Genomic DNA, 25,724 nt, shown 5'->3' with positions numbered 1-25,724 from the left:
GCGGCTGACGGCCGGCCAGCGCGCGGAGTTCGCCAAGGTGGCGTCGCTGTTCCTGCTCAACGCCGCGAACGCCGGAGGTGGCCGCTGATGGCCGACCGGACCTACCGCGGGTACCGCCCCCACCGCGTCGCCCTCATCGGGGTGACGGGCGTCGTCGTCGCGGTCCTGCTCACCTACGCCTACGGCGCGCTCGGGCTCGGCGAGCGCGGCTACACCATGACCGGGGTGTTCACCGGCGCGGGCGGGCTCAAGGCCGGCGACGAGGTGCAGCTCGCCGGGGTCCGCGTCGGACGGGTCGAGAGCGTGCGCCCCGACTACGCCCGCGGGCACGTGATCATCAAGTGGAAGGTGCGGGGCGGGGTCGACCTGGGGCCGCGGACCCGCGCCGACGTGCGCGCCGCGAACCTCCTCGGCGGCCAGTACCTCAAGCTGTCCGGCCCGGTCGTCCGGCCCTACGTGGCGAGCCTGCCGGAGTCGCGGCGCCGCGTCCCGCCGGAGCGGACGAGCATCCCCTACACCCTCGACGAGGCGATCAACTCCTCGACCGGCCTGGTGACCCGGCTCGACACCCGGTCGATCGACAAGATCCTCAAGGAGGCCGCGGGAATCGAGCTGCCCGGCCGGAAGGAACTGGCCGAGATGCTGGCCGACCTGGACACCCTCACCACCACGCTGAACGAGCGCGCACCCGAGGTGCAGGCGGTCATCGCGGGCAGCGAGCGGCTCACGTCCATGCTGGCGAGCAAGGACCGGCAGCTCGGCGCGCTGCTGGAGCAGGCCGAGGAGCTCCTCGACGTGCTGGCGCGCCGCCGCGCCGAGCTGGCCGGCGCGCTCGGCAAGGGCTCCCGGGCCGTCGGCACCCTCGACGAGGTGATCTCCAAGCACCGGGCCGACCTGCGGCGGATGCTCGACGACATGGACCACGTCCTGCGGAACCTCGGTGACGGGAGGACCCTCAAGAACCTGAACATCGCGCTGGCCTGGATCGGCCCGGCGGCCATGCAGCTCAGCCAGACCACCAACTCCAGCGGCCGCTGGCTGGAGGGCTCGATCGCCGGCGTCGGCCCGCTCCAGCCGAGCCTGCTGGGGCCGCAGCCCAGCTACCTGCCGCCGAACTACCCGCACCCGGACGTCTCCCCGCGCCCGCCCGACGTGCCCGGAGGTGGCGACTGATGGGCCGCGTCCTGACGGGCCTTCTCACGGGCCGCCGGCCGCTCGCCGCCGCCCTGGCCGCCTGCACGCTCGCCGCCGGGTGCGCGGCCCTGCCCATCGGCGGGGACGCGGGCACCTACCGGGTGACGGCGTACTTCACCAAGGCCGTGGCGTTCTACCCGGAGTCGAAGGTCCGGGTGATGGGCATGCGGGTCGGCACGGTCGAGTCGGTCACCCCGCAGCAGGACGGCCGGGTCAAGGTGGTCGCGTCCGTCGACGCGGACGTCCCGCTGCCCGCCGACGTCCGCGCCGGCATCGTCCCGCTCAGCCTGATCGGGGAGCGCACCCTCACGTTCGCGCCCGCGTGGCGGCCCGGGAAGCCGAAGCTGGCGGACGGCGCCGTCATCCCCGTCGAGCGCACCGAGGTCCCGGTCGAGGTCGACCAGGCGCTCAAGTCCTTCACGACGCTGCTGAAGTCGTTCAACCTCGCCGACGCCAACGAGCTCCTGCACGACGGGGCGCAGTCGCTGTCCGGCAACGGCACCGCGTTCAACCGGGCCCTCCAGCAGACCGCCGACCTGACCGGCACCATGGCGGGCCAGGACCGGCAGCTCATGAAGGTCGCCGAGAACCTCAGCCGGCTGGCGAAGCAGGTCAACGGGCGGCGCCGCACCGTCACCAGGCTGATCGACGACTTCGCGGCCGTCAGCGGCGCGCTCGTCGCGGAGCGGCGGCAGATCGCCGCGTTCATCGAGTCGCTCGCCGACCTCGTGCGCAACGGCAAGGTGCTCATCACCGGCTACCAGGAGGAACTGGTCGCCGGCCTCGGCACGATCGCGGAGATCTCGCTGGTGGTGAAGGGCAACTCGGCGCAGGCCGCGCAGTTCGTCCGGTCGATCGGCCCGCTGGTCTACGGCACGCAGAACATGACCAACTACGAGAACCGCGCGTTCACCAGCCGGGTCGCCCTCAACAACGTGCTCCGCGGCTACCTGGCCGCCGCGCTGCGCAAGCCGTCGGTCGACGAGAGCGTCCCGTGCCTGCCGCCCCCGTGGTCGAACTGCGAGTGAGGAACCCGCCGTGAAGCGAATGGTCCTGGTCGTCGCCGCCGCGGTGGCCGTGCTCGCCGTCCCGGGCTGCTCCTACCAGACCGCGGGCTCCCCGCAGGGCGGGCTGCGGCTGGCGGCCGACTTCACCGACGTGCAGAACCTCGCGGTCGGGCACAGCGTCCAGATCAACGGCGTGCGGATCGGCACCGTGACCGGCATCGAGCTCATCGGGACCGGGGCCGCTTCCCGGGTCCGGGTGGACATGTCGCTGAAGGAGGGGCTCCGGCTGCCGCGCGGCACCGCGGCGGAGCTGTCGATCACCTCCCTGCTGGGGGAGAACTTCGTCGGCCTCCTCCCGCCCGCGGGCGGCCTGGACGAGGGCCCCTACCTGGCCGACGGCGCGGTGCTGGGGTCCACCCGCGTGGTCCCGGCGTTCGAGCAGGTCGTGGGCAAGGCGGCGCCGCTGCTGGAGGCCGTCGCCGCCGGCGACGTCGCGACGATCGTCGACGCGGGCGCCACCGCGTTCGGCGGCAAGGGCGAGCAGCTCGGGGAGATGACCGGCCAGGTCGACCGGCTGCTCGCCCTGTTCGCCGCCCAGCGCGCCCGGCTGGACTCGGCCGTGACGCACTTCGCGGGCCTCGGGCGGACGCTCGCGGCGAACGAGGGGCGGCTCCGCGAGCTCCCCGGCGGCCTCGCCGAGGCGACCCGCGTGCTGGACGAGAACAAGGACGAGATGATCGACACGCTCGACAAGATCAGCGAGCTCGTCGCCGCGGTGGACGACACCGTCCTGCTCGGGCGGCTCACCGAGATCAGGCAGCTGGTCCGCCAGCTCGGCCCGCTGCTGGAGACCGTGACCGCCGCCGACTCCAACCTCGGCGCCCTGATCACGAAGATGGAGAACTTCGTCGTCAAGCTCCCCAAGGGCGTTTTCAACGGGCAGCTGCTCACCTACCCCGTCCTGAAGCCGGTCCGGACGAGGCGGCCGGGCCGGGCGGCCGGACCCCCGGAGGCGGCCGAGCTGTTCACCGCGATGAACAGGCTGCTGGAGAGGGGCGCCGGATGAGCCGGCGGATCGTCGCCAACCTCGTCGTGTTCGGGCTGGTGGGCCTGCTGCTGACGGGCTGGGCCCTGCGCAACGTGATCGTCCTGAACGTGCCGGAGCGCTACTACGGCCTCCGCGTCGAGTTCGAGTCGTCGCCCGGCCTGCAGCCCGGCTTCGACGTCGCCTACCTCGGCGTGGCCGTCGGCAAGATCCGCTCGGTGCGGCTGGCGGGCCGCAAGGTCGTCGCGGAGCTGGACATCGACCGCGGCCAGCCGATCCCCGGCAACGCCGTCGCGGTCGCGGGCCGCAAGTCCGCGATCGGGGAGCCCTACGTCAGCCTCGAACTGCCCCCCGGCGCGACCGGCGCCGCGCCGCTGCCCCGGGACGCGGTGATCCCGCTGTCGCGCACCAGCGTCGCGGCGTCCTACGACGAGCTGTTCACCGCCGCGAACGAGGCGGTCACCGGCCTGAACGCCGACGACCTGCGGACGTTCAGCCGCGAGCTGGCGGCCGGCTGGGACGGGCGGTCGGACTCGCTGCAGAAGATGCTGGACGGCGCCGGCCAGCTCACCGGCACGTTCGCCGAGAACACCGCGCTGATCGACGGGCTGATCGGCGAGATGACCGCCACCACGGGCCTGCTCACCGCCAAGCGCGGCGAGCTGGCCGGCGGCCTGCACGACTTCTCCCTCGTCATGGCGGCCCTCGCGCGCAACGAGAAGGACCTCAAGCGGCTGACCGAGGAGGCCCCGGGTCTCCTCGACCGGTTCAACGCGATCCTCTCCCAGACCCGGAGGCAGAACGACTGCACGCTGAAGAACCTCGGCACCGTGCTGCCCGTCGTCCTCGACGACCGCTCGATCAGGTCGCTCGAATACGCCGAGGCCCACGCCCCGGAGCTGGTCAAGGTGCTCCGGATGGTCGCCCCGCCGGACGAGGAGCCGGCGAGCCTGCACATCGACTTCGTCATCACCGACGACAAGACCCCGCCCGCGCCCGAGTACAAGAACCTGAAGCCGCTGCCGGACGTCGGCGAGATCCCCGGGTGCGCGGGCGTCCGGGTGCCCGTACCGGGCAGGGCGAAGGCGTCCGGGGACGATAAGGCCCCGGCGGAGAAGCCCGCCGCCGGGGCGGGCGCCGGCGAGGGGGACACCGCCGTGCGCAACACCTCCGACGTCCAGGACCGGCCGGGGCCCAGCCCGTGGCTGGTCTACCTTCCGCCGCTGATCGCGCTGGCGATCCTGATCCTCACCACCCGCCGGGCGCTCGTCGTCGCCTGGCAGAACCTCCGCCGCCGCACCCCCTGGAGCTGACATGACGTCCGAACCGGCGAAGAAGCCCGGAACGCGGGTCGAGCCCAAGTACGAGGAGGACCTGCGGGAGCTGTTCGAACGGCTGCTGCAGGGGGCCCAGGTCGCCGCGAAGCCCGCGGACGCGCCCGCCGAGGCCGAGACGACCGAGGAGGAGGCGGCCGAGGAGAAGGCGAGCGACGAGAAGGCGGCCGACGAGAAGGCGAGCGAGGAGAAGGCGGGCGACGAGAAGGCCACCGACGATGGGTCCGGTGAGCGCGCCGGGAAGAAGACCCGGGTCCTCCGCGCCGGGAGGGTGCGGCCGCGCCGCTGGGCGGTGCCCGCGCTGGCGGTGCTGGCCGCCGCGGCCGTCGGGGCGTCGGCGTTCTTCGCGGGACGCGCGACGAGCGAGGACGAGGACGCGCCGCGGCGGCAGGTGGCCGTCCGCGCCGGCGAGATCGCCAACGCCCTCTACAACTACGACTACCGCCAGGTCGACCGGTACCTGGACCTGCAGGCGTCGGTGATGACGGCGAAGATGACCGAGGAGGTCCGGCAGAGCCGCGACACGATCTCGGCGATCATCACCGGCGGGAAGCTGGTCTGGACGTCGCGGGTCGCCCGCGTCTACGTGGCCGACGTGACCGCCTCGTCCGCGTCGGTGATCGTCGAGCTGAACGGCAAGGTCGTCAACAGCAAGGGGATCTCGAACCTGACCGGCACGGTGATCCGCTTCGAGCTCGCCCGCGAGAGCGGCCGGTGGCTCGTCGCCAAGGCGCCGGCGACCCTGTCGGTGGGCACCGAGACCGCGACCGACCTGGACGGCAAGCCGCTGCCGCCCGCGTCGCCGTCCGCCGCGCCCGAGAAGGAGTGAGCGAAGGTCAGGAGGCCCGCTGCGGCGGGTCCAGGTGGTAGAGCCGGGTCGCGGTGTGCTGGAGGACCTTGCCGGCGATCTCGTCGGGCAGGCCGGCCAGCGACTCCTCGATGACGTCGCGCGGGCTCGGCGACTCCGAGGCCGGGCCGGGGGACAGGCTCGTCGCGTGCGGGAAGTCGGTCTCGAACATGAGGTTGTCGGCGAGCTCGTCGATCACCGCCCGCACCGATCTGCGCTCGAACCAGTACATCCCGAAGATCTGCCGGCGCAGGTACTCGCTGGGGAGCATCCGCTCGGGGTAGTCCTTGTGCGCGCCGACGTTCAGCCATTGCCAGTCCATCGTCTCGCCGAGGAACGGCAGCCACCCCGCGCCGTTCTCCACCGACACGAACTTCAGGTCCGGGTAGCGGTGGCAGACGCCGCTCAGGATGACCTCGGCGATGTTCTGCGCGTTGCCCAGCAGGACCAGCGAGCTCTCGCGGGTGAAGTCGAGCTTCTTGGACTGGTCGACGGCGCCCTTGAGGTGCTCGGGGGCCGCCAGGAAGCCGACGTGGAAGTTCATGGTGAGGCCCATCTCCTGGGCCTGGCCGAGGAGGGGCTCCCAGTGGTCGTCGACCAGCCGGGGGAGGCCCACCTTGTCGTAGCGCGCGGCGAACAGGACGCCCTTGTGGCCCATCTCGCGGGCGCGCTTCATCTCGGCGACGGACGCGGCGACGTCCCAGAACGGGAGCATCATCATCGGGACGAGCCGCCGCGGGTCCGCCGAGCAGAACTCCGCGAGCCAGTCGTTGTAGGCGCGGACGCACTCGGTCGCCAGCTCGTGCGGCATCTGGTTGAGGAACACGTGGCTGTGGAACCCGAGGATGTTCGGATACAGGAGCTGGTAGTAGACGCCCACCTCGTCCAGGTAGGCGAGGCGCTCCTTCGGGTCGAGCGCCGCCGGCAGCGCCTCCGAGAGCCGCTTCGGGTGCGAGGGCGGGAACTCCGGCCAGCCCGCCTGGGCGAAGGCGCCGACGCCGTACAGCTTCCGGTCGCCGATGTACCAGTAGTCCTCCTGGCGGCGCTCGTGGAAGCGGACGTGGGGGACGAGGTCGCCCCACTTGGCCGAGACGCGCGAGGTCCACAGGTCGGCCGGCTCGATGATGTGGGAGTCGGCGTCGGCGACCGCGTACCGCTCGCAGAGGGCGGCTCCCGCCGCGTCCCGATCGGCCATGGCGTGGCTCCTTCCGCCCTGCTGTTAAGGGAGCGTTCACTCACTTACTCTAGGTCGGCGGCCCCCGCGGCGCAACGGCCGGGGCGCGGCGGTCAGGTGCCGGGTTCGGGGACGGCGCGCAGGTGCCCGGCCATCATCAGCGGGGTCACGCTCAGCACGCCGGAGTCCACGGGCAGGACTGCGCCGGTGATCCACCGGGCCTCGTCGCCGGCGAGGAACACCGCCGCCCAGGCGACGTCCCAGCCGTCGCCCGGCGTCCCGAGCAGGCCCGCCTCCGCGCGCATGGCGTTCATGAACTCCGCCCGCGGCCCCGGCGCCGACACCGACAGCACCATCGGCGTGGTGATGTGGCCGGGCGCGATCGCGTTGACCCGGACGCCCTGCCGCCCGTGCGCGTAGGCCATGTCCACCGTCATGGCGATCAGGCCGCCCTTGGCCGCCGAGTACGCGACGGTCCCGTCCCCGCGCAGCGCGGAGATCGAGGCGATGTTGACGACCGACCCCGAGCCCTGCGCCGCCATCACGGGCACCGCGTACTTGGACGCGAGGAAGGCCGAGCGCAGGTTGACGTCGAGCGCCAGGTCCCAGTCCTCCTCGCTGGTGTCGACGACCGTCCCGAGCGCCGCGCGGCCGACGTTGTTGACCAGGACGTCGACCGTGCCGAAGGCGTCGACGGCCGCGCGGACCATCGCCTCGCAGTCCGCCGCCCGGGTCACGTCGGCGGCGAACACCTCGGCCTTGCCGCCCTCCTCCTCGATCAGCCGCCGGGTCTCCTCGGCGCGCTCGGGATGCAGGTCGACGAGCAGGACGCTCGCTCCCTCCCGGGCGAGCGCCACCGCGGTCGCCCGTCCCGTGCCGATCCCCGGGCCGGGCGTCGACCCGGCCCCCGTCACGATCGCCGCCTTGCCCTCGACCCTGCCGGCCCGTTCGGCCATTCCGTGCTCCCTCTCGGTCTCGCCCGCACCTACGCCGCTACCAGGAGGTCAGCAGCGCCGCGCCCGCCTCGATGCCGCCGACGTTCGTCACGGCCGCGACCCGCGCTCCGGCGACCTGCCGCTCGCCGGCCTCGCCGCGCACCTGGCGGACGGCCTCGGCGGTGTGCCCGAACGCCGCGTGCAGCCGCCCGCCCGACAACTGGCCGCCCCACGTGTTGAGGGGCAGCTCGCCGTCGAGGGCGATGCGCTTGCCGCCCTCCACGAACGCGCCCGCCTCGCCCGTGCCGCAGAAGCCCATGGCCTCCAGCCACCACACGGCCTCGATGGTGAAGCCGTCGTAGAGCTGCGCGACGTCCACGTCGCCGGGGCGCAGGTCCGTCCGCGCCCACATGGCGCGGGCGGCGCCGTGCCCGACGCGGCCCATGTCCTCCCACTGGTCCCACGCCGGCCGTCCCTCGACGGCCCCGGCCATCGCCTCGATCCGGACCGGCGCCCGCAGGTCCGGCGCCGTCTCCGCGGCCGAGACGACGACGGCGGTCGCGCCGTCGACCGGGACGTCGCAGTCGTAGAGGCACATCGGCGTCGAGATCATCCGGGCGCCGAGGTAGTCGTCGAGGGTGAGGGGCGTCCGGTACACGGCGTCCGGGTTGAGCGCGGCGTGCGCGCGCTGGGTCAGCGGGATCCAGGCCAGCTGCTCGCGGGTCGCGCCGAACTCGTGCATGTAGCGGGCGGCGAACGGGGCGACCTGGCAGACCGGCGACAGCATCCCGACGGGCAGCAGCCAGGCCAGCGGCCCCTCGGCGGCCGCCTTGGTCGAGCCGTAGGCGGGGCGTCCTCCGGCGTCGCGGGCCGCGCTGCCCTCCTTCACGGTGCGCCAGATGACGGCGTGCCGGGCCTGGCCGGTCGCGACGGCCATGGCCGGGCCGTAGAACGGCAGCGCCATCCCCTCGACCAGGCCCTGCCGCCAGGTCGTCGCGATCCGCAGGGCGTCCTGGACCTCGTAGAGGTTGCCGCCCGCGTAGCCGGGCACGTTCGCCGCGCCGCCGCCGGGGAACATGGCCAGCCCGTCGATGTCGTCCACGGTCAGGCCCGCGTCCTCCACGGCGGCGAGGACGGCGTCGAGAGTGAGCTGGAGTCCCGAGCGGTCGAGCCGGCGGCCGATCGCGGACTGGCCGACCCCCGAGATCACGACTCGCCGCTCGAACACCTCGGTGCCCCTCACGAGCCGTCGCCCTCGGGGACGGCCACGAAGCTGGGGATGGCGAAGCCGCCGGGGCCCGGCTCGAACCCGATGCCGACCGCCATGCCGATCGCCGCCTCCTCCGGTGCGCACCCCCGGAGCCGCCCCGGCACCCGCACGCCGGGATGCCCGGGGAACTCCACCAGGACGACCGCGTACGGCACCTCCAGGTCCGGCAGCCAGCGCTGGTGGTTCACGGTGAGGCTGTAGACGCGGCCTCGGCCGGTGATCTCGGCGGGTTCCGTCGTCCGGGCCCGGCAGGAGCGGCAGATCCCGCGCGGCGGGAACGACTCGGCGCCGCAGGAGGTGCAGTGCTCCACGAGCAGGCGCCCCTCCCCGGCCGCGGTCCAGAAGGGCTCGGTCTCCTCGGTGACGGCGGGCGGGATTCCCGTCGTTGCGTCCATGGCGCCCCTCCGGCGGGCTCCTCGGGCCGGCAAAGGAAGTGTGCGCTCACTATACGTTGCTTCCGTAAGAAAGTGAGCCTTTGCTATCTTCGGGCCGTCGGCGCCGTCCGGCGCCGGCCCGGCCACCGACCGGAGGAGCCCGGGTTGTCGGACGATCCCCTCACCTTCGGACCCCTCACTCCCGGACCCCTCACCCTCGGGGCGGCGGCGATCCCCGAGCCGGACCGGCGCTGGCTGGCCGCGGCCGAGCGCCTCCCCATCTCCTCGGTCTGGCAGGGCGGCCATGTCCTGCCGCCGGGCCCGACCGGCGAGGCGATCACCCGCCTCGCGCTGCTGACCGCGTGGACCGAGCGGGTGCGCGTCGGCGCCGCCGTCCTGGTCCTGCCGCTCTACCACCCGGTGGTCGCGGCCAAGCAGCTCGCCGACCTCGACTCCCGTTCGGGCGGCCGGCTCGCGGTCGGCGTGGGCGTCGGCGGCGAGTTCCGCGCCGAGTTCGAGGCAGCCGGGGTCCCGGTCGCCGAGCGCGGCGCCCGCACCGACGAGTCCATGGAAATCCTGCGGGCGCTGTGGCGGGGCGGACCGGTCACCCACCACGGGAAGTTCTTCGGCTTCGACGACGCGGAGCTGTACCCCGTCCGCCCGCCGGGGGCCGATGCCCCCGCGATGCAGGAGGGCGGGCCGCCGCTGCTGGTGTCCGGGCGGGGGGAGCCCGCGATGCGCCGCGCCGCCCGGTCGGGCGACGGCTGGATGCCCTACCTGGTGTCGCCGGGCGCCTACGGCCGCTCGGTGCGCGCGATCCGGGACGAGGCGCGGGCCATCGGCCGCGACCTGGCCGGCTTCGAATGGGCCGCCTACGTGTACTGCTCCGTCCGCCGCGACGGCGACCGCGCACGCGACGAGGTGGCGGCCTTCCTCGGCGGGGCGTACGGGGACAAGCCGGCCGCCATGCTCGACCGCATCGCCCCCGCCGGAACCCCGGAGCAGGTCGCCGCCCGGCTCCAGGAGTACGTGGACGCCGGGGCCCGGCACATCGTCATCTCCCCGGCCGCGCACGAGGACACCCTCGGCATCGTGGAACTCGCCGCGAACGAAGTGCTGCCGCGGCTCGTCGTCCCGGGCGGGGCCGCGCCGTGAGCGCCCAGTCGGAGAAGCCGTGCGCCGGGCTCGCGGTCGTCGAGCTCGCCGCCGGTGCCGGCGACCTCGGCCTCGGACCGGCGGGCGGCGTCCCGGGCATGCTGCTCGCCGACCTCGGCGCCGCCGTCGTCCGGGTGGTGGGCGCGGAGCCGGTGCCCATCGACCGCGGCCTGACCTGGAGCCGGGCGTGGCACCGCGACAAGAAGACCGTCGCGACCGGCGACCGGGACGAGGTGTTCGCGCTGCTCCGCGACGCGGACGTCGTCCTCGCCTACGGGCCCGAGGCGCTCGTGGAGGGCCGCGGGCTCGGCTACCGCGACCTGCTGCCGGTGAACCCGTCCCTCGTCCACGCCCGGTGCAGGCCGAGCCGCACCGCCAAGGGATCCGTCGCGGACTACGGCCTGCTGGTGGAGGCGAGCGCCGGGTTCTGCACCCAGCTCGCCGGCCACCGGCCCGGACCGATCTTCGTGGACGTCCAGGCGTCCGGCATGGGGACGGCGTCGCTGCTCACCGCCTCGGTGCTCGCCCTGCTGCGGCACCGCGCGCGGACGGGCACCGGCGGCTGGGCCGAGACCTCCCTCTACGACGGGATGCTCGCCACCCTCGGCTGCATGGTCGGCCGGTCGGAGCGCGCCGCCCCCGAGGTCGAGGGCTACTGGGAGAAGGGCTCGACCTACCCGAACTTCCTCTACCGCTGCGCCGACGGCGAGCTGGTCCAGGTGTGGTTCGGCGGCAAGGGCATGTACGCCAGGCTGATCGAGGTCCTCGGCGACGAGCCCTCCGCCGAGGGCTACTACACCGACCAGGTGAACGGGCGGCTCGGCGAGCGGGCCAGGCGCTGGGTGTCGTTCTTCGCCACCCGGCCGCGGGACGAGTGGATCGGGCTCCTGCGCGCGGCCGGAATCGCGTGCGAGCCGGTGCTCGGCCCCGGCGAGGCCCTGTCCGACCCCCATCTCGCGGAGACCGGGCTGGCCGTGCGGCGGCGGGACGGCGCGCACCGGGACGTCCTCGTCGGCTCGCCCATCTCCGTGCGCCCGCTCGGCACCGCTCGCCACGGCACCCCGGCCCCGCCCGAGCCGTCCGGGAGTGCGGCGGCGGACCTGCTCGCCGGCCTGCGGGTCGTGGACTTCTCGGCCTTCGTGGCGGGCCCCCTCGCCGCGCAGATCCTCGCCGACCTCGGCGCGGACGTCGTCAAGGTCGAGCCGCCCGGCGGCGAGGCCATGCGCGCCGCCGCCTACGCCGTCGCGGCGTGCCAGCGGGGCAAGCGCAGCGTGGCGCTGAACATCGCCGCGCCCGAGGCGCGCCCCGCCGTCGAGCGGCTCCTGGAATGGGCCGACGTGGTCGTGCACAACTTCCGCGTCGGGGTCTCCGAGCGGCTCGGCATCGACGAGGAGACCGTCGCCCGCCTGAACCCGGACGCGGTCTACTGCCACGCCAGCGCGTTCGGCACGTCCGGCCCCCGGGCGGCCCTCCCCGGCAACGACGCGCTCATGCAGGCGCTGACCGGCTTCGAGCGGGCCGTGGGCGGCGCCGGCAACGACCCGCTGGCGGCAACGTGGATCCCGATCGACATGTCGGGGGGATGGGTCGCCGCGACCGGCGTGCTGGCCGGCCTGTACGCCCGCGCGGTGGACGGCGGGGGCCGCCGCGTGGCGACCAGCCTGCTCGGCGCCGGGATGCTGCTGCGGTCCGGCGTGTTCCTGCGCGACGGCGAGCCGGTGCGCGGCCCCGAGCTGGACGCCGGGCAGACCGGCTACGGCCCCGGCTACCGCATCTACGAGGGCGGCGACGGCGCCTGGTTCGCGCTGGTCGTCCCCGACGAGGAGGGATGGCGGCGGCTGGCCGCCCTCCCCGAGGCCGCGTCGCTGCCCGCGGCCTACGCGCCGCTGCGCGGCGGCGCGGCCGACGCCGCCGCGCGGGAGGCCGAGCGGGTGCTCGAAGCGGCGTTCGCGACGGCGCCCGCCGCCGCGTGGGCCGGCCGCCTGCGCGCTCTCGGCCTGCCCGCCGAGCCGATCGAGCCCCTGGACCGGGACGGCTTCCGCCGCGCCGTCCTCGACGACCCGGTGAACCGCCGGCTCGGCCGGGCGGTGGCGTACGGGACGCCGGGCTGGGGCCGCTTCGAGCAGATCGGCCCGCTGCTGCGGTGCGGCCCGGCGGCCGGCGGCCCGATGACCGGCACCGGCCCGCGGCTGATGCTCCCCGGCGTCGGCGAGCACACCGTGGAGGTGCTCACCGAGCTGGGCCTGGGCAGGGACGATATCGACGGACTCCTAGCCGCGAAGGTCGCCCGGCAGGCGGAGGGCGAGTGGCTGTGAACGGCGTGGAGCTGGTCGAGGAGATGGCGCGGCGGTTCCGGGCCGGCGACGTCGACGGCGCGTTCGGGCTGCTCCACCCGGAGTTCCGGATCCAGCAGCCGGAGTCGCTGCCGCACGGCGGCCGGCACCGGGGCCGGGCGGGGATGGCGGAGATGGGCGCGGTGTTCGCGCGCCACTGGGACCGGACGATCTCCGCCCCGCGCATCCTCGGGTGCGGCGAGCAGGTCGTCCAGATCACCGCGCAGACGTGGACGGCCAAGGCGACGGGCCGGGCGGCGACCGTGGACGTCGTCGAGCTGTTCTCGTTCGCGGCCGGGCTCGTCGCCGAGATCCGGGTGTTCCAGCAGGACACGCACCTGCTGCTCGCGACCCTGGACGGGCCGTTCCTTGACGCCCCCGAACCGGCGGTGGAACAGTAGTAATTGGGTACTCACTTACTAGCGGCCTTAGTAGTGGCCGCGATGCCCGCCCACGGGCCGTCCGGAGGTGCACCGTGCTGGAGTATCGGCTGATCGACGCGGACGGGCACTACTACGAGCCCGACGACTGCTTCTCCCGGCACATCGAGGCGCGCTTCCGGGACGAGACGGTGCGGGTCCGGCGGGGCGCGGACGGACTCGGCCGGATCTTCCTGCGCGGCCGCCGGACGTTCATGAGCGTGATGCCCGGCGACCACGCCTCGGCGCCCGGCGCCCTCCAGGGGCTGTTCGCCGGCGGCGTCGCCGACGGGTTCACCCACCGCGAGGTCATCAACGCCAAGGACCACCCCGAGTTCACGCGGAAGCCGGACCGCCTGGCCCTGATGGACGACCAGGGCCTCGAAGCCACGATCATGCTGCCCACCCTCGGCGTCGCGGTCGAGTACGAGATGCGGGACGACGTCGAGCTGACCTACGCCAGCCTCCGGGCGTTCAACCGCTGGCTCGAAGAGGACTGGGGGTACGGCGCGGACGGCCGGATCTTCGGCGTGCCGATGCTGTCGCTGCTCGACGTCGACCGTGCGGTGGCCGAGCTGCGCCGGGTCATCGGCGCCGGGGCCCGCCTCGTCCACCTCTGCCCCGGCCCGCAGGGAGGCCGCTCCCCGGCCGACCCGGTCTTCGACCCGTTCTGGGCCACCGCGGCGGAGGCGGGCGTCCCCGTGGTGTTCCACGTGTCCAACAGCGGCTACCAGCACTTCTACGGCACCCACTGGTCGGAGAACCCGGCCAACCCCTCGCACCTGCAGTCGCCGCTCCAGTGGGCGCTCTGCAACACCGAGCGGCCGGTCGTCGACACCCTGATCGCCCTGACGCTGCACAACCTGTTCGGCCGCCATCCCGGGGTGCGGATCGTCTCGATCGAGAACGGTTCGAGCTGGCTCGGGCCGCTGTTCAAGACCGTCGACAAGGCCGCCGCCCTCGGCCGCCGCGGCCCCATGATCGGGGGAGAGCTGCCCCCGCGCCCCAGCCGGGCGCTCGCCGAGCACCTGTGGGTCTGCCCGTTCCCGGAGGACGACGTGGCCGGGCTCATCGACGCCATCGGCGCCGACCACGTCCTGTTCGGCTCGGACTACCCGCACCCGGAGGGGCTGCGCGAGCCCCGCGACTACGTCCCCCGGCTGTCGGCCTGCGACGCCGAGGCCACCCGCAAGGTGCTGCGCGGCAACACCGCCGGCCTGCTCGGCCTGCCCGACCCCGTGGCCGCCCGGTGAGGGCCGCCCGGTGAAGGTCGCCGTCGCGCACGCCGCCGGCCGCCCGCTGGTGATCGAGGACCTGCCCGTCCCGGCGGTGGGGCCGCGGGACGTCCTCGTCCGCGTCACCGCCAGCGGCATCTGCCACACCGACCTCAACGTGATCGAGGGGCGCTCCGCGCTGCCGCTGCCGATCGTCCCCGGCCACGAGGGCTGCGGAATCGTGGCGGAGACCGGGCGGGAGGTGCGCCGGGTGCGCGCCGGGGACCGGGTCCTCGCGTCGGTCTCGCCCGCCTGCGGCCACTGCCCGCGGTGCGTCGGCGGCCTGTCGAACCACTGCGAACTCGGCCCGGTCGTCAAGGCGGCGCCCCGGTTCGACCTCGGCGGCGGCCGGTGGGCGCCCGCGCTGTGCGGGTGCGGGACGTTCGCCGAGGCCATGGTCGTGCACGAGGCTTCCGTGGTGCCGGTGGAGACCGGCCTCCCGGACGAGCAGCTCGCCCTTCTCGGGTGCGGGGTCACGACCGGGGTGGGCGCCGTCCTCAACACCGCCGCCGTCGTCCCCGGCTCCAGCGTCGCGGTCATCGGCTGCGGGGGCGTCGGGCAGTCGGTGGTGCAGGGGGCGCGCATCGCCGGCGCCGCCGTCATCATCGCCGTGGACCCCGTGCCGGGCCGCCGCGAGTCGAGCCTGCGCGCCGGCGCCACGCACGCCGTCGACCCGGCGGCGGCCGACCCGGTCGCGCAGGTCCGGGAGCTGACCGGCGGGCAGGGCGCCGACTACGCCTTCGAGGTCGTCGGGCGGCCCGAGCTGATGGCGCAGGCGTTCGAGATGGCGCGGGTCGAGGGGACGGTGACGCTCGTCGGCATGCCGCCGCCGGGCGCGGCCCTGACGCTGCCGGCCCTCCAGGCGGTCTTCTCCGGCAAGCGCCTCGCGGGTTCCGCCGTCGGCGGAGCCCAGGTCCTCCGCGACGTCCCGCGCTTCGTCCGCCTCGCCGAGGCCGGCCGGCTCGACCTGGGGTCGCTGGTCTCCCGCCGGATCAAGCTCGACGAGGTCAACGACGGCCTCGCCCTGGCATCCCGCGCCGAAGGCGTCCGGACCGTGATCGTCTAGCGCCGGAGGAGCCCATGGATCCCGACCTGCCGGAGGCGCTGCGGCGGTTCGGCCTCACCGGCCGGGTCGCGGTGGTGACGGGGGCGTCGTCCGGGCTCGGCGAGACGCTCGCCCGCACGCTCGCGTCGGCCGGCGCGCGGGTGGCCGTCGTCGCCCGCCGCTACGACCGCCTGGTGAAGCTGGCCGACGAGATCGGCGGCCTCGCGGTCGGCTGCGACCTGCTGGACGGCGACCGGCTCGCGGAGGTCGTCCCGCGCGTCGCCGCCGGCCTCGGCCCGCCCGAGATCCTGGTGAACGCGGCGGGCGACTTCGTCAACCGCGCCCCGGCCGAGCGGGAGGCCGCCGACGGGGTGCGGCGGACGCTGGAGCTCAACCTCGTCGCGCCGTTCCGGCTGTGCCAGAACGTCTTCCCGCACATGGCCGCGGTGGGGCGGGGGTCCATCGTGAACGTGTCGTCGATCAGCGGGCACGTCGGCATCCCCGGCATCCCGCAGGCGTCCTACGCCGCCAGTAAGCACGGGCTGTCCGGGCTGACGGCGGAGCTGGCCGTGCAGTGGGCGCGGCACTCCATCCGGGTGAACACCGTCGCCCCCGGGTTCTTCCGCAGCGAGATCACCGGCGCGATGTACGACGACGAGCGCTCGGGCGCCTGGCTGCGGCGCAACACGCCGCTCCCCGGGGAGGGGAGCGCCGAGGACTTCGCGGGCGCCGTCCTGTGGCTGGCGAGCGACGCCGGGCGGTACGTCACCGGGCAGACGATCGTCATCGACGGCGGCTGGACCGCCCGCTAGCCGTTCCGCTAGAGCCGCAGGTGGCGGCCCGACCGGATCGCCTGGCGGGACGCGGCGGACGACACGTTCACCACCCCGTCGTCGAAGCGGTCGAGCAGCAGCGCCTGCGTGGCGGCCAGGTGGGCGCGGGCGACCCGCTCCGCCTCCCGCGCGCGGCCCGCCGCGATCTCCTCGACGAGCCGCCGGTGGGCGTGGACGGCGCCGTCCGCCTCCTCCTCGGTGGGGTACTCACCGCGCCGGGTGAGCGCCTCCGCCCACGCCTCCTCCTGGACGGACCACAGCGCCACAAGGCCGCTGACCACGTAGCGGACGGTCGCGTTCGAGGCGAACCCGACGACCAGGTCGTGGAACTCGCGGGCGGCCTGCGTGAACGCGACGCCGTCGCCGACCAGGGCCGCCGACGCGTCCACGCTGGCGTTGAGCGCGGGGACGACGGTCTCGTGCCTGTCCTCCCGCTCGGCGCACTGGGCGGCGCACATCGGCTCCAGCTCCCGCAGCCCGGCGGCGAGGTCGCCGAGCGTGACCCGGCCGCCCTGGAGGGCGAGGCCCAGGTGGTAGGCCGCCGAGGAGCCGTCGGGGCGGTGCACCTCGGCGCCGCCGACGCTGCCGCGCCGGACCGTCACCAGGCCCTCGGTCTCCAGGATCCGCAGGGCCTCGCGGACGGACGGGTGGCTGACGCCGAACTCCTTGACGAGCTGGTCTTGGGTGGGCAGGCGGTAGCCGTCCTCGCCCGCCAGGATGCGGGCGCGCAGTTCCGCGGCGACGATCTCGGCGATGCGGTGCTGGGCGACGGGGCTGCGGCGGGCGTCGGTCACGCAGCGGGCCTCCCGCTGAGGGCGCGGAGCATGGCCGGGAGTCTAACCCCGGCCGCGATGGACTACAAGACTTTCAATCCTTATAAGGATTGCTTACCGTCGCGCCATGGACTTCGCCATGGGGAAGGCCGCCGACGGGCTCCGGGAGGAGCTGCGCCGGCTGGTGCGCGAGCACGTCCCCCCGGACTTCCTCGGCGCCTTCACCGGCGACCCGGCCGACCTGGAGACCGCGCAGGCGTTCTGCCGGACGCTCGCCGAGCGCGGCCTGCTGTGCGCCGCGTGGCCGGAGGAGTTCGGGGGCCGCGGCGCCTCGGTGTGGGAGCAGACCGCCGTCCGCGAGGAGATGTGGGCGCACCACGAGCCGCGGGGCGCGCAGTACATGGGCGTCAACTGGGTCGGCCCGACGATCATGCGGCACGGGACGCCGGAGCAGCGGCACCGGCACCTGCCGCCGATGGCGCGCGGCGAGGTGATCTGGTGCCAGGGGTTCAGCGAGCCCGACGCGGGTTCCGACCTGGCGTCGCTGCGCACGGCGGCCCGCCGGGACGGCGACGGCTGGACGGTCTCCGGCCAGAAGATCTGGACGTCCTACGCCACCATGGCGCAGTGGTGCTTCCTGCTCGCCCGGACATCGAAGGGCGAGCGGAGGCAGGACGGCCTGACGATCTTCCTCGTCCCGATGTCCGCGCCCGGCGTGGAGGTGCGGCCCATCGACTGCATGATGGGGCCGCACCATCTCAACGAGGTCTTCCTCGACGACGTCCGGGTGACCGAGGACGACGTCCTCGGCGCCGTGGACCACGGCTGGCGGGTCGTCCAGGAGGTGCTGGCGTTCGAGCGCGTCGGCATCGCCCGCTACGCCCGCTGCGAGCGGCTGCTGCACGCCGCCCCCGCCGTGCTCGGCGCGGAGTGGGAGGAGCTCCCGGCGGAGCTGCGCGGCCGGTGGGCGCGGATGCTCGCGCACTGCCGCCGGGCCCGGCTGCTCGCCTACCGCGTGGTGGCGCTGCAGAGCCGGGGCACGGTGCGGCCGGGCGACGCGGCGGCGTACCGGATCGCCGTGACCCGGCTCGACCAGGACGCCGCCGAGGTGCTCATGGAGATCGCCGCGCACGCGCCGGCGGACGGCGCGCCTGCCCGGCGGTTCCGCCGCGCGGCCGAGGACCACTGGCGCTACTCGCGGGCGTCCACCATCGCCTCGGGCAGCGTCGAGATCCAGCGGGTCCTGCTGGCCCGCGCGCTGCTGTCGCCGGAAGGGGCGGGCACGTGGACATCGAGCTGAGCGCCGAGGCGGCCGAGTACGGGCGGGCGGCGCTGCGCGCGTTCGAGGCGGCCGGGGGAGACGGCCTGGTGCGGCGGGCCGAGCGCGAGCCCGGCCGCCGGGAGGCGATCGCGGGACCCGTCCTCGCCGCGCTGGGCGCGTGGGACCTCGATCCGCGCGGCGACCCCGGCGAGCTTGAGGCCGCCGCCGCGCTGTGCCGCGCCGCCGGCCACTGGGCCGTCCCGTATCCGGTGGCCGAGCGCCTGGCGCGGCCCGGCGGCCCCGACGCGGACGGCCTCGACGTGGACGGACTGGTGGTGGTCGCGGACGCCCGTCCCTCCGGTGCCGTGGACGGCCTCGGCCTGCGCTGGGCGGCGGTCACGCTCGACGGCCGCCGCCACCTCGCCGCCGCACGGCCGCCCGGCGACCCGCCGCGCGCCTCCGCGTTCGTCACCGGGCTCGACCTGCGCCCGATCGACGGGGACGGCTCGGGAGACGTGGCGCTCGGGCTGGTGCTGCCCTGCTGGACGCTGCTCGGGATGCTGGACCGCGCGATCGGCCTCGCCCGCGAGCACGTGCTCGTCCGGGAGCAGTTCGGCCGCCCGCTGGCGAAGCTCCAGGGCGTGCAGTTCCAGCTGACCGACGCCGAGGTCGAGCGCAGCGGCGTCGAGATGCTCGCCAGGTACGCGCTGTGGAGCGTCCAGGACGGCCGGGACGACGCGCTCGACGACGCGCTCGCGCTCCGGCTGGCCGCGATCGAGGCGGCCGAGGCCGTCTTCCGCGTCGCGCACCAGTTGCACGGCGCGCTCGGCTTCTGCGACGAGTCGCCCCTGTCGTGGCTGTCGCGCCACAGCGTCCCGCTGCGGCGCCTGCCCTTCGGCCCGTCGGTGACCCGCGACCGGCTGGCGCACCGGCTCGGCCGCCGCGGCCTCACCGGCCTGTTCTCCGCCCCCGGAGGGGGGACCCCGTGAGATACGACCTCCCCGGTGAGCCGACCGTCGAGGTCGACGCGTTCCGCGCCGAAGTGCGCCGGTGGTGCGAAGAGCACGTGCCGTCCGGCTGGAGGCAGGCGCAGACCGGCGTGACGGACAAGGAGTTCGTCCGCTTCCAGCAGGAGTGGTTCCAGGAGCTGCGCCGCGCCGGGTACGCCGTCCCGCACTGGCCGGGGGAGTGGGGCGGCGAGATGCCGGTCGATCGGCAGATCGTCCTCTACCAGGAACTCGCCGCCCACGACGCGCCTCGCCTCGTGCTGGCGTTCGTCGGCGTCCACCACGCCGCCGCGACGCTGCTGGCCGCAGGCAACGACGAGCAGCGCCGGCGGCACCTTCCCGCGATCCTCGACGGCGAGATCTGGTGCCAGGGCTTCTCCGAGCCGGACGCCGGATCGGACCTGGCGAGCCTGCGGACGTCCGCCCGCAGGGAGCGCGACGGCTACGTCGTGAACGGGCAGAAGGTCTGGGCGAGCGGCGCGATGCACGCCGACCGCTGCCTCCTGCTCGCCCGCACCGACCCCGAGGCCCCCAAGCGGCGCGGGATCTCCTACTTCCTGATGGACATGCGCTCGCCCGGCGTCGAGGTCCGCCCCATCCGGCAGGCCACGGGGGAGTCGCACTTCTGCGAGATCTTCCTCAACGACGTGGCCGTCCCCGCCGCCGATCTCGTCGGGCCGGAGAACGGCGGCTGGCAGGTGGCGCAGCAGACCCTCGGCGCCGAGCGCGGCATGACGATGCTGGAGCTGGCCGAGCGGCTCGGCAACGCCGGATTCGGCCGCCTCCTGGACACCTGCGCCCGGCCGGGCCCCGGCGGGCGGCGCGCGATGGACGACTCCCGGGTACGCGACCGGCTCGCGCTGCTGGAGACCGAGGTCACCGGCCTGCGGGCGCTGTGCCGCGATCTGGTGGAAAGCGCCGGCTCCGGCACCGCCGGCCCGGCCGACGCCTCGATCGTGAAGCTGTACTACAGCGAGCTGCTCCAGCGGATGACCGACTTCGGCGCCGAGGTCGCCGGGCTCGCCGCCCACACCGAGTTGCGCAAGCCGATGTCGAGCGGGTGGGAGTCGGGCGCCTGGGTGCTCGACTTCGTCGGCTCCTGGGAGTGGACGATCCCCGGCGGGTCCAGCGAGATCCAGCGCACCATCATCGGCGAGCGCGGCCTCGGCCTGCCCCGGGAACCGAGGGGGACCTGATGCCCGCCGACCTCACCGACCTCCACGCCGAGCTGCGCGCCGTGGCGCGCGGCCTGCTCGGCAAGGCCGGACCCGGCGCCGCGTTCGACTGGCCGTCGGCGACCGCGTCCGGCTGGCTGGGACTGGAGGTGCCGGAGGCACTCGGCGGTGCGGACGCCACCTTCGCCGAGGTCGCGGTCGTCCTCCAGGAGATGGGACGGGCGGCGGCGCGCGGCCCGTATCTGGGCACGGCCGTCCTCGGGGCCGGGACGCTCTCCCTTCTGGAGGCCGGACCCGGCCGGGACGCCCTGCTGGGCCGGATCGCGGCGGGCGACGCCGTCGTGGCGCTTGCGCTGCCGGGGGAGCAGGAGAGCGCCGATACCGTGCCTTTCCGCATTGAGGCGACACCGGCCGGACGCCGGTTGAGCGGCCGGGCGGAGTTCGTGCCCGACGCGGCCGAGGCCGCCCGGCTCCTGCTCCCGGCGCGCGACCCCGGCGGCGCGCTCGTGATCGTCGACGCCGGGACGCGGACCCCCGGGCTCGGTGTGGACGCGCAGCCGGTCCTCGACGCCACCCGCGGCTTCGGCCACGTCACGGCGGACGGCGCCGAGGTGCCCGGGTCGTCCGTGCGGCGGTTCCGCGGCGATCCGGGCGACGCCGTCCGCAGGCTGGCCGAGCGCGCGGCGGCCGGCGTCGCCTGCGACAGCCTCGGCCTCGCCGAGGCCATGCTGGACGCCACCGTCGCCTACGCGGGCGTCCGGGAGCAGTTCGGACGCCCGATCGGCTCGTTCCAGGCGGTGAAGCACGCCTGCGCCGACATGCTCGTGCGGGTCTCGGTCGCGCGGCGGCTGGTCGCGGCCGCCGTGCGGGGACTCGCCGGAACCGGCCCCGGCGACCCCGGGACCGCCGCCGCGGTGTCGATGGCCAAGGCGTACGCGTGCGACGCGGCCGTCGAGGTCGCGGGCACAGCGATGCAGCTCCACGGCGGCTTCGGCTACACGTGGGAGAGCGGCGTGCACGTGTTCCTCAAGCGCGCCGCGCTCAACCGCTCCCTGTTCGGCTCGCCCGCGGCGCACCGCGCGCTGCTGGCCGGGCGATACCCCCGGACGCGGTAGGGCCCCTGGCGTTCGGACGGCCCGCTGTCTACTATGAGAAGTGAGCGTTCGCTTTCATAGCGGCAGTTGGGAGCCCGCCATGTCGTTCAACTGGTTCATCTCGGTCGACGACCACCTCATCGAGCCGTCCGGGCTGTGGCGGGACCGGCTGCCGCGGCGGTGGCGCGACACCGGGCCCCGCATCGTCCGGGACGGCGACTCGGAGTTCTGGGCCTACGAGGACCGCCAGATCGCGACCATCGGCCTGAACGCCGTCGCGGGCAAGAAGCGCGAGGAGTTCTCGCCGGAGCCGATCACCTACGACGAGATGCGGGCGGGCTGCTACGACCCCGCCGCCCGCGTCGCCGACATGGACCAGGGCTTCGTGCTGGCGTCGATGCTGTTCCCCTCGTTCCCGCGCTACTGCGGCCAGGTGTTCCACGAGGCCGAGGACAAGGAGCTCGCCCTGCTCTGCGTACGGGCGTGGAACGACTTCATCCTGGAGGAGTTCGCCGGCGCCTACCCCGGCCGGTTCATCCCGATGATGATCATCCCGCTGTGGGACCCGCGCGCCGCCGCGGCGGAGATCGAACGGACCGCCGCCCTCGGCGCCAAGTCGATCGCTTTCTCGGAGAACCCGACCAAGCTCGGGCTGCCCTCCATCCACACCGACCACTGGGACCCGGTGTTCCGCGCCTGCGACGAGACCGGCTTCGTCATCTCCATGCACGTCGGATCGTCCTCGAACCTGATCCGCACGTCCGACGACATGCCGACGCTGGCGTTCATGGCCTACTCCGCGGCGGCCAACCAGGCGGGCACCCTGCTGGACTGGCTGTTCAGCGGCAACTTCGCCCGGTACCCCAACCTGAAGATCGCGCTGTCGGAGGGGTCGATCGGCTGGATGCCGTACTTCCTGGAGCGGGCCGAGCAGGTCATCGACAAGCAGCGGTTCTGGGCGTCGCGCTTCGACATCAGCATGAACGCCACCCACGACCGGGGCGAGCAGAAGGGCGAGTCCCGGTTCGACCTGGACACCGACATCCGCCGGCTCTTCAAGGACCACGTCTTCGGGACGTTCATCGAGGACAACGCTGGCCTGCGGCTCCTGGACGTCATCGGCGAGGACAACGTCATGCTCGAATGCGACTACCCGCACTCGGACTCGACCTGGCCCGACACGGTGCAGATGGCCCGCAAGTGGCTCGGCGACCTGCCCGAGGACGTCCAGTACAAGATCACCATGGGCAACGCGATCCGGGTCTACGACTTCACCCCGGCGGACCCCGCCACGATCAGTACACGGTGATGGCGCGCTCGGGGCAGTTGCGCGCGGCGTCGCGCGCCCCGGCCTCCAGTTCCGGGGGCACCTCGGCGACCTGGACCGAGCCGTGCCCCTGCTCGTCCAGGGCGAACACCTCCGGACAGATCTCCCAGCAGCGGGCGTGCCCCTGGCAGCGGTCCGGGTCCACGGTGACCTTCATGGCGTTCTCCTTCTAGAACGTGGCGGGCAGCGCCCACGGGCCCTCGGGGAACGGCCTGCCGAGCAGTTCCATGCTGTAGGCGATGCGGCCGGTGACGGTGCCGGGCGGCGCGGCGCACAGCGCGAGCGCCGCCTCGGGCATCGCGCCGTCGTCCTCGACCGGGACGGTGTCGGGCGTGTGCGGGGAGACCACGGCCACCCCGGGCGTCATGACCAGGCCGGACGTGCCGAGGGAGTTGACGCTCACGCCCGTGCCGTGCACCTCGGCGGCGAGGCCCGTGGTGAGCCGGTCCAGGGCCGCCTTGCACATCCCGTACGGGACGCAGCCGTCGCTCGCCCAGCCGGGGTAGGGCGGCCCGACCGGGTGGCGGCCCTGCTTGGAGGTGATGTTGAGGATCCAGCCCCGGCCGCGCTCGACCATGCCGGGGACGGCGAGCTGGCTCAGCCGGAACGGGGCGTGCACCATCATCTGGAACATCAGCGCGTACCGGCGTGCAGGGATGTCGAGGGCCGGGCCGTAGAAGTTCACGCCCGCGTTGTTGACCAGGGTGTCCACCGGCCCCAGCGCCTCCTCGGCGCGCGCGACGACCGTCTCGACGTCCTCGGGGGCGGTGAGGTCGGCGCGGACGGCCGCCGCCCGGCCGCCGTTCGCCTCGATGCGCTCCGCGACCTCGTCGAGCGACCCCGGCAGCGCCGACGTGCCCGGCGCCGCCGTCCGCGCCACCAGGGCGACGGCGGCGCCCTCGGCGGCGAACCGCTCGGCGATGTGCCGCCCGATGCCGCGGCTCGCGCCGGTGACGATGACCGTGCGGCCGTCCATCGCTCCCACGTCCAGCTCCCGTCCGCGGCGCCGGGCCGCGCGTCGCCCGCTCCCGCCCCGACTTTAGCAAAGTGAACGCCTACTCTCATCGCTTCCGCGGCGCTATTGTGAGTGAGCACCCGCTCTGTATCCGTGGGAGGGACGTGGAGCCATGCACGACATCGTGATCCGCGGCGGCGACGTGGTGGACGGCACGGGCGCCGCGCCCCGGCGGGCCGACGTCGCCGTCGACGGCGACCGCGTCACCGAGGTGGGCGAGGTCGCCGGCCGGGGCAGGCGGGAGATCGACGCCGCGGGCCGCTTCGTGACCCCGGGGTTCATCGACGTCCACACCCACCTCGACGCCCAGCTCTTCTGGGACCCGGCCGCCACCCCGTCCTGCCACCACGGCGTCACCACGGTCGTGATGGGCAACTGCGGCGTCACGTTCGCGCCCGTCCGCCCGGGGCGGGAGGGGTACCTGGCCGCGATGATGGAGTCGGTCGAGGACGTCCCCGCCGACGCGATCATGGCGGGGCTCGACTGGGGCTGGGAGACCTACGGCGACTACCTCAAGGCGCTCGGGCGGCGCGCCCTCGGCGTGAACGCGGGCGGTCTCGTCGGCCACTGCGCCCTGCGCTACTACGTGATGGGCGAGCGCGCCCTCGACGACTCGCCCGCCACGGACGACGACATCGCCGGCATGGCGGCGGCCGTGGCCGAGGCCGTCGACGCCGGCGCGCTCGGCTTCTCGACCTCCCGCACCTACATGCACACCGTTCCGGACGGACGGCCGGTGCCGGGCACCCACGCCTCGCCCGCCGAGCTCGCCGCGATCGCCGGCGCCATGGCCGAGCGGGGCCGCGGCACCTTCCAGGTCGTGCCGCGCATCGGGGAGCGGGACGGGCCCGAACGGCGCAACTCCGTCGCGGAGATGGCGTGGATGGAGGAGGTCAGCCGCGCGTCGGGCCGCCCGCTGGCGTTCTCGATCATGCAGAGCGACCGCCGTCCGGGCCTGTGGTCATGGGTGATGGACCGCGTCGCCGAGGCCCGGGGGCGCGGCGCCGACGTCCGCCCGATGACCTCCGTCCGCGGCACCGCCATCGTCTACTGCCTGGCCGGGCGGACGCCCTACGACGCGCTGCCCGGCTGGGCCGAGGCCATGGCGGGCTCGTTCGGCGAGCGGCTGGCGGCGCTGGAGGACGCGTCGGTGCGGCGCCGCCTCATCGAGGAGGCCGAGCGGCCGGACGACCGGTCGGGTCCCCTCGCCCCGACGGACCCCGCCAAGCTCTACCTCCTGCCACCGGGCCCGGCGGACTACGACGTGAGCCCGGACAACAGCCTGGCCGCCGAGGCCGCCCGGCGCGGCACCGGCCCCGCCGCCGCGTTCCTCGACTACCTGGTCGAGACCCGCGGCCTCGGCCTGCTCTACTACCCGGTCCTCAACCAGGACCTCGACGCGGTCGCGCAAATGATCACCAATCCCGACGTCGTGGTGGGGGTGGCCGACGCGGGCGCCCACGTGGCCCTGACGATGGACGCGGGCAACTCGACGTTCCTGCTGAAGCACTGGGTGCGCGACGAGGGCCTGCTCGACATCGGCACGGCCGTCAGGAAGCTCACCCTGGAAGGCGCCGACCTGTTCGGGATACCCGGCCGCGGCGTCCTGGCGCCGGGCGCCTTCGCCGACGTCAACGTGCTCGACCTCGACGGCCTCTACCTGCACACGCCGGAGATGGCGGCCGACTTCCCGCTCGGCGCCGGCCGGTTCGTGCAGCGCGCCCGCGGCTACGACTGCACGCTCGTCAACGGCCGGGTCCTGGTCGAGCACGACGAGCTGACCGGGGAGCTTCCCGGCCGGGTGGTGTCCTCGGCCTGAGCGGGGCTCCCCGC

At 74.5% G+C, this 25,724-nt stretch carries 24 protein-coding genes; 17 read left to right on the top strand and 7 right to left on the bottom strand.

Annotation, left to right across the window (positions count from 1 at the left end; genetic code table 11):
* The first annotated feature begins 87 nt into the window (after positions 1-87).
* From E1200_RS04485 to E1200_RS04465, 5 genes are read left to right on the top strand one after another with little or no spacing between them, the layout of a single operon-like run.
* Complete coding sequence (locus tag E1200_RS04485) at positions 88-1,173, top strand: MlaD family protein (RefSeq protein WP_131950495.1); 1,086 nt, start codon at positions 88-90, stop codon at positions 1,171-1,173.
* A complete protein-coding gene (locus tag E1200_RS04480; protein ID WP_131950494.1) occupies positions 1,173-2,222 on the top strand; it encodes an MlaD family protein in 1,050 nt (349 codons plus the stop codon). The genes E1200_RS04485 and E1200_RS04480 overlap by 1 nt, the downstream gene beginning before the upstream one ends.
* 19 nt (positions 2,223-2,241) lie before the next feature.
* Positions 2,242-3,267 carry an MCE family protein gene (locus E1200_RS04475; RefSeq protein WP_243708337.1) on the top strand — a complete coding sequence of 342 codons (1,026 nt, stop codon included), beginning with the start codon at positions 2,242-2,244 and terminating at the stop codon, positions 3,265-3,267.
* A complete protein-coding gene (locus E1200_RS04470; protein WP_131950492.1) occupies positions 3,264-4,559 on the top strand; it encodes an MCE family protein in 1,296 nt (431 codons plus the stop codon). The genes E1200_RS04475 and E1200_RS04470 overlap by 4 nt, the downstream gene beginning before the upstream one ends.
* Position 4,560: 1 nt before the next feature.
* Positions 4,561-5,409 carry a hypothetical protein gene (locus tag E1200_RS04465; protein ID WP_131950491.1) on the top strand — a complete coding sequence of 283 codons (849 nt, stop codon included), beginning with the start codon at positions 4,561-4,563 and terminating at the stop codon, positions 5,407-5,409.
* A gap of 7 nt (positions 5,410-5,416) precedes the next feature.
* Here E1200_RS04465 and E1200_RS04460 read toward each other — a convergent pair whose 3' ends face one another.
* From E1200_RS04460 to E1200_RS04445, 4 genes are all read right to left on the bottom strand, one after another.
* Positions 5,417-6,622 (bottom strand): amidohydrolase family protein, encoded by a 1,206-nt coding sequence (locus tag E1200_RS04460; protein WP_131950490.1) that lies wholly within the window; start codon positions 6,620-6,622, stop codon positions 5,417-5,419.
* 92 nt (positions 6,623-6,714) lie between these two features.
* Positions 6,715-7,557, bottom strand: a complete 843-nt coding sequence (locus E1200_RS04455; RefSeq protein ID WP_131950489.1) for an SDR family oxidoreductase — start codon at positions 7,555-7,557, stop codon at positions 6,715-6,717.
* A gap of 37 nt (positions 7,558-7,594) precedes the next feature.
* Complete coding sequence (locus E1200_RS04450; RefSeq protein ID WP_131950488.1) at positions 7,595-8,779, bottom strand: thiolase family protein; 1,185 nt, start codon at positions 8,777-8,779, stop codon at positions 7,595-7,597.
* Complete coding sequence (locus E1200_RS04445) at positions 8,776-9,201, bottom strand: OB-fold domain-containing protein (protein ID WP_131950487.1); 426 nt, start codon at positions 9,199-9,201, stop codon at positions 8,776-8,778. The genes E1200_RS04450 and E1200_RS04445 overlap by 4 nt, the downstream gene beginning before the upstream one ends.
* Before the next feature lie 144 nt (positions 9,202-9,345).
* Here E1200_RS04445 and E1200_RS04440 point away from each other — a divergent pair, with 144 nt between their 5' ends.
* The 6 genes from E1200_RS04440 to E1200_RS04415 all read left to right on the top strand — a co-directional run bounded on the left by E1200_RS04440 (position 9,346) and on the right by E1200_RS04415 (position 16,218).
* Positions 9,346-10,335, top strand: a complete 990-nt coding sequence (locus tag E1200_RS04440; RefSeq protein ID WP_131950486.1) for an LLM class flavin-dependent oxidoreductase — start codon at positions 9,346-9,348, stop codon at positions 10,333-10,335.
* Positions 10,332-12,650, top strand: coding sequence for a CoA transferase (locus tag E1200_RS04435; RefSeq protein ID WP_131950485.1), 2,319 nt, complete (start codon positions 10,332-10,334; stop codon positions 12,648-12,650). Before E1200_RS04440 ends, E1200_RS04435 begins: the two co-directional genes overlap by 4 nt.
* The gene (locus E1200_RS04430) at positions 12,641-13,069 is read left to right on the top strand and encodes a nuclear transport factor 2 family protein (RefSeq protein ID WP_207933177.1); all 429 of its coding nucleotides are present in this window, start codon (positions 12,641-12,643) and stop codon (positions 13,067-13,069) included. The genes E1200_RS04435 and E1200_RS04430 overlap by 10 nt, the downstream gene beginning before the upstream one ends.
* A gap of 74 nt (positions 13,070-13,143) precedes the next feature.
* Positions 13,144-14,340, top strand: coding sequence for an amidohydrolase family protein (locus E1200_RS04425; RefSeq protein WP_207933175.1), 1,197 nt, complete (start codon positions 13,144-13,146; stop codon positions 14,338-14,340).
* Positions 14,341-14,350: 10 nt separating this feature from the next.
* The gene (locus E1200_RS04420; protein WP_131950484.1) at positions 14,351-15,427 is read left to right on the top strand and encodes a Zn-dependent alcohol dehydrogenase; all 1,077 of its coding nucleotides are present in this window, start codon (positions 14,351-14,353) and stop codon (positions 15,425-15,427) included.
* Positions 15,428-15,441: 14 nt separating this feature from the next.
* Positions 15,442-16,218, top strand: coding sequence for an SDR family oxidoreductase (locus tag E1200_RS04415; RefSeq protein ID WP_131950483.1), 777 nt, complete (start codon positions 15,442-15,444; stop codon positions 16,216-16,218).
* Positions 16,219-16,226: 8 nt separating this feature from the next.
* Here the strand turns inward: E1200_RS04415 and E1200_RS04410 are convergent, their stop codons facing one another.
* Positions 16,227-17,033 (bottom strand): GntR family transcriptional regulator, encoded by an 807-nt coding sequence (locus E1200_RS04410; protein ID WP_131950482.1) that lies wholly within the window; start codon positions 17,031-17,033, stop codon positions 16,227-16,229.
* Between the two features lie 106 nt (positions 17,034-17,139).
* On the opposite strand from E1200_RS04410, the gene E1200_RS04405 reads away from it, so the two are divergent.
* The 5 genes from E1200_RS04405 (at position 17,140) to E1200_RS04385 (ending at position 22,858) form a co-directional block, all read left to right on the top strand.
* Positions 17,140-18,312 (top strand): acyl-CoA dehydrogenase family protein, encoded by a 1,173-nt coding sequence (locus tag E1200_RS04405; protein ID WP_207933173.1) that lies wholly within the window; start codon positions 17,140-17,142, stop codon positions 18,310-18,312.
* On the top strand, positions 18,297-19,262 hold the full coding sequence (locus tag E1200_RS04400) for an acyl-CoA dehydrogenase family protein (RefSeq protein WP_131950481.1): 966 nt from the start codon (positions 18,297-18,299) through the stop codon (positions 19,260-19,262). The genes E1200_RS04405 and E1200_RS04400 overlap by 16 nt, the downstream gene beginning before the upstream one ends.
* The gene (locus tag E1200_RS04395; RefSeq protein WP_131950480.1) at positions 19,259-20,476 is read left to right on the top strand and encodes an acyl-CoA dehydrogenase family protein; all 1,218 of its coding nucleotides are present in this window, start codon (positions 19,259-19,261) and stop codon (positions 20,474-20,476) included. Before E1200_RS04400 ends, E1200_RS04395 begins: the two co-directional genes overlap by 4 nt.
* A complete protein-coding gene (locus E1200_RS04390; RefSeq protein ID WP_131950479.1) occupies positions 20,476-21,570 on the top strand; it encodes an acyl-CoA dehydrogenase family protein in 1,095 nt (364 codons plus the stop codon). The genes E1200_RS04395 and E1200_RS04390 overlap by 1 nt, the downstream gene beginning before the upstream one ends.
* 79 nt (positions 21,571-21,649) lie before the next feature.
* The gene (locus tag E1200_RS04385) at positions 21,650-22,858 is read left to right on the top strand and encodes an amidohydrolase family protein (protein WP_131950478.1); all 1,209 of its coding nucleotides are present in this window, start codon (positions 21,650-21,652) and stop codon (positions 22,856-22,858) included.
* Here the strand turns inward: E1200_RS04385 and E1200_RS04380 are convergent.
* Together E1200_RS04380 and E1200_RS04375 are read right to left on the bottom strand one after the other, a co-directional pair.
* The gene (locus E1200_RS04380) at positions 22,845-23,033 is read right to left on the bottom strand and encodes a ferredoxin (RefSeq protein WP_131950477.1); all 189 of its coding nucleotides are present in this window, start codon (positions 23,031-23,033) and stop codon (positions 22,845-22,847) included. The two genes, E1200_RS04385 and E1200_RS04380, sit on opposite strands and share 14 nt — an antisense overlap.
* Before the next feature lie 12 nt (positions 23,034-23,045).
* The gene (locus E1200_RS04375) at positions 23,046-23,852 is read right to left on the bottom strand and encodes an SDR family NAD(P)-dependent oxidoreductase (protein WP_243708336.1); all 807 of its coding nucleotides are present in this window, start codon (positions 23,850-23,852) and stop codon (positions 23,046-23,048) included.
* 151 nt (positions 23,853-24,003) lie between these two features.
* On the opposite strand from E1200_RS04375, the gene E1200_RS04370 reads away from it, so the two are divergent.
* Positions 24,004-25,710, top strand: coding sequence for an amidohydrolase family protein (locus tag E1200_RS04370; RefSeq protein ID WP_131950475.1), 1,707 nt, complete (start codon positions 24,004-24,006; stop codon positions 25,708-25,710).
* The last annotated feature ends 14 nt before the right edge of the window (positions 25,711-25,724 follow it).

The organism is Actinomadura sp. GC306, from assembly GCF_004348665.1.
Taxonomy (GTDB): domain Bacteria; phylum Actinomycetota; class Actinomycetes; order Streptosporangiales; family Streptosporangiaceae; genus Spirillospora.
The sequence above is the reverse complement of the archived record's forward strand: the minus strand, read 5'-3'. Positions and strand labels throughout refer to the sequence as shown.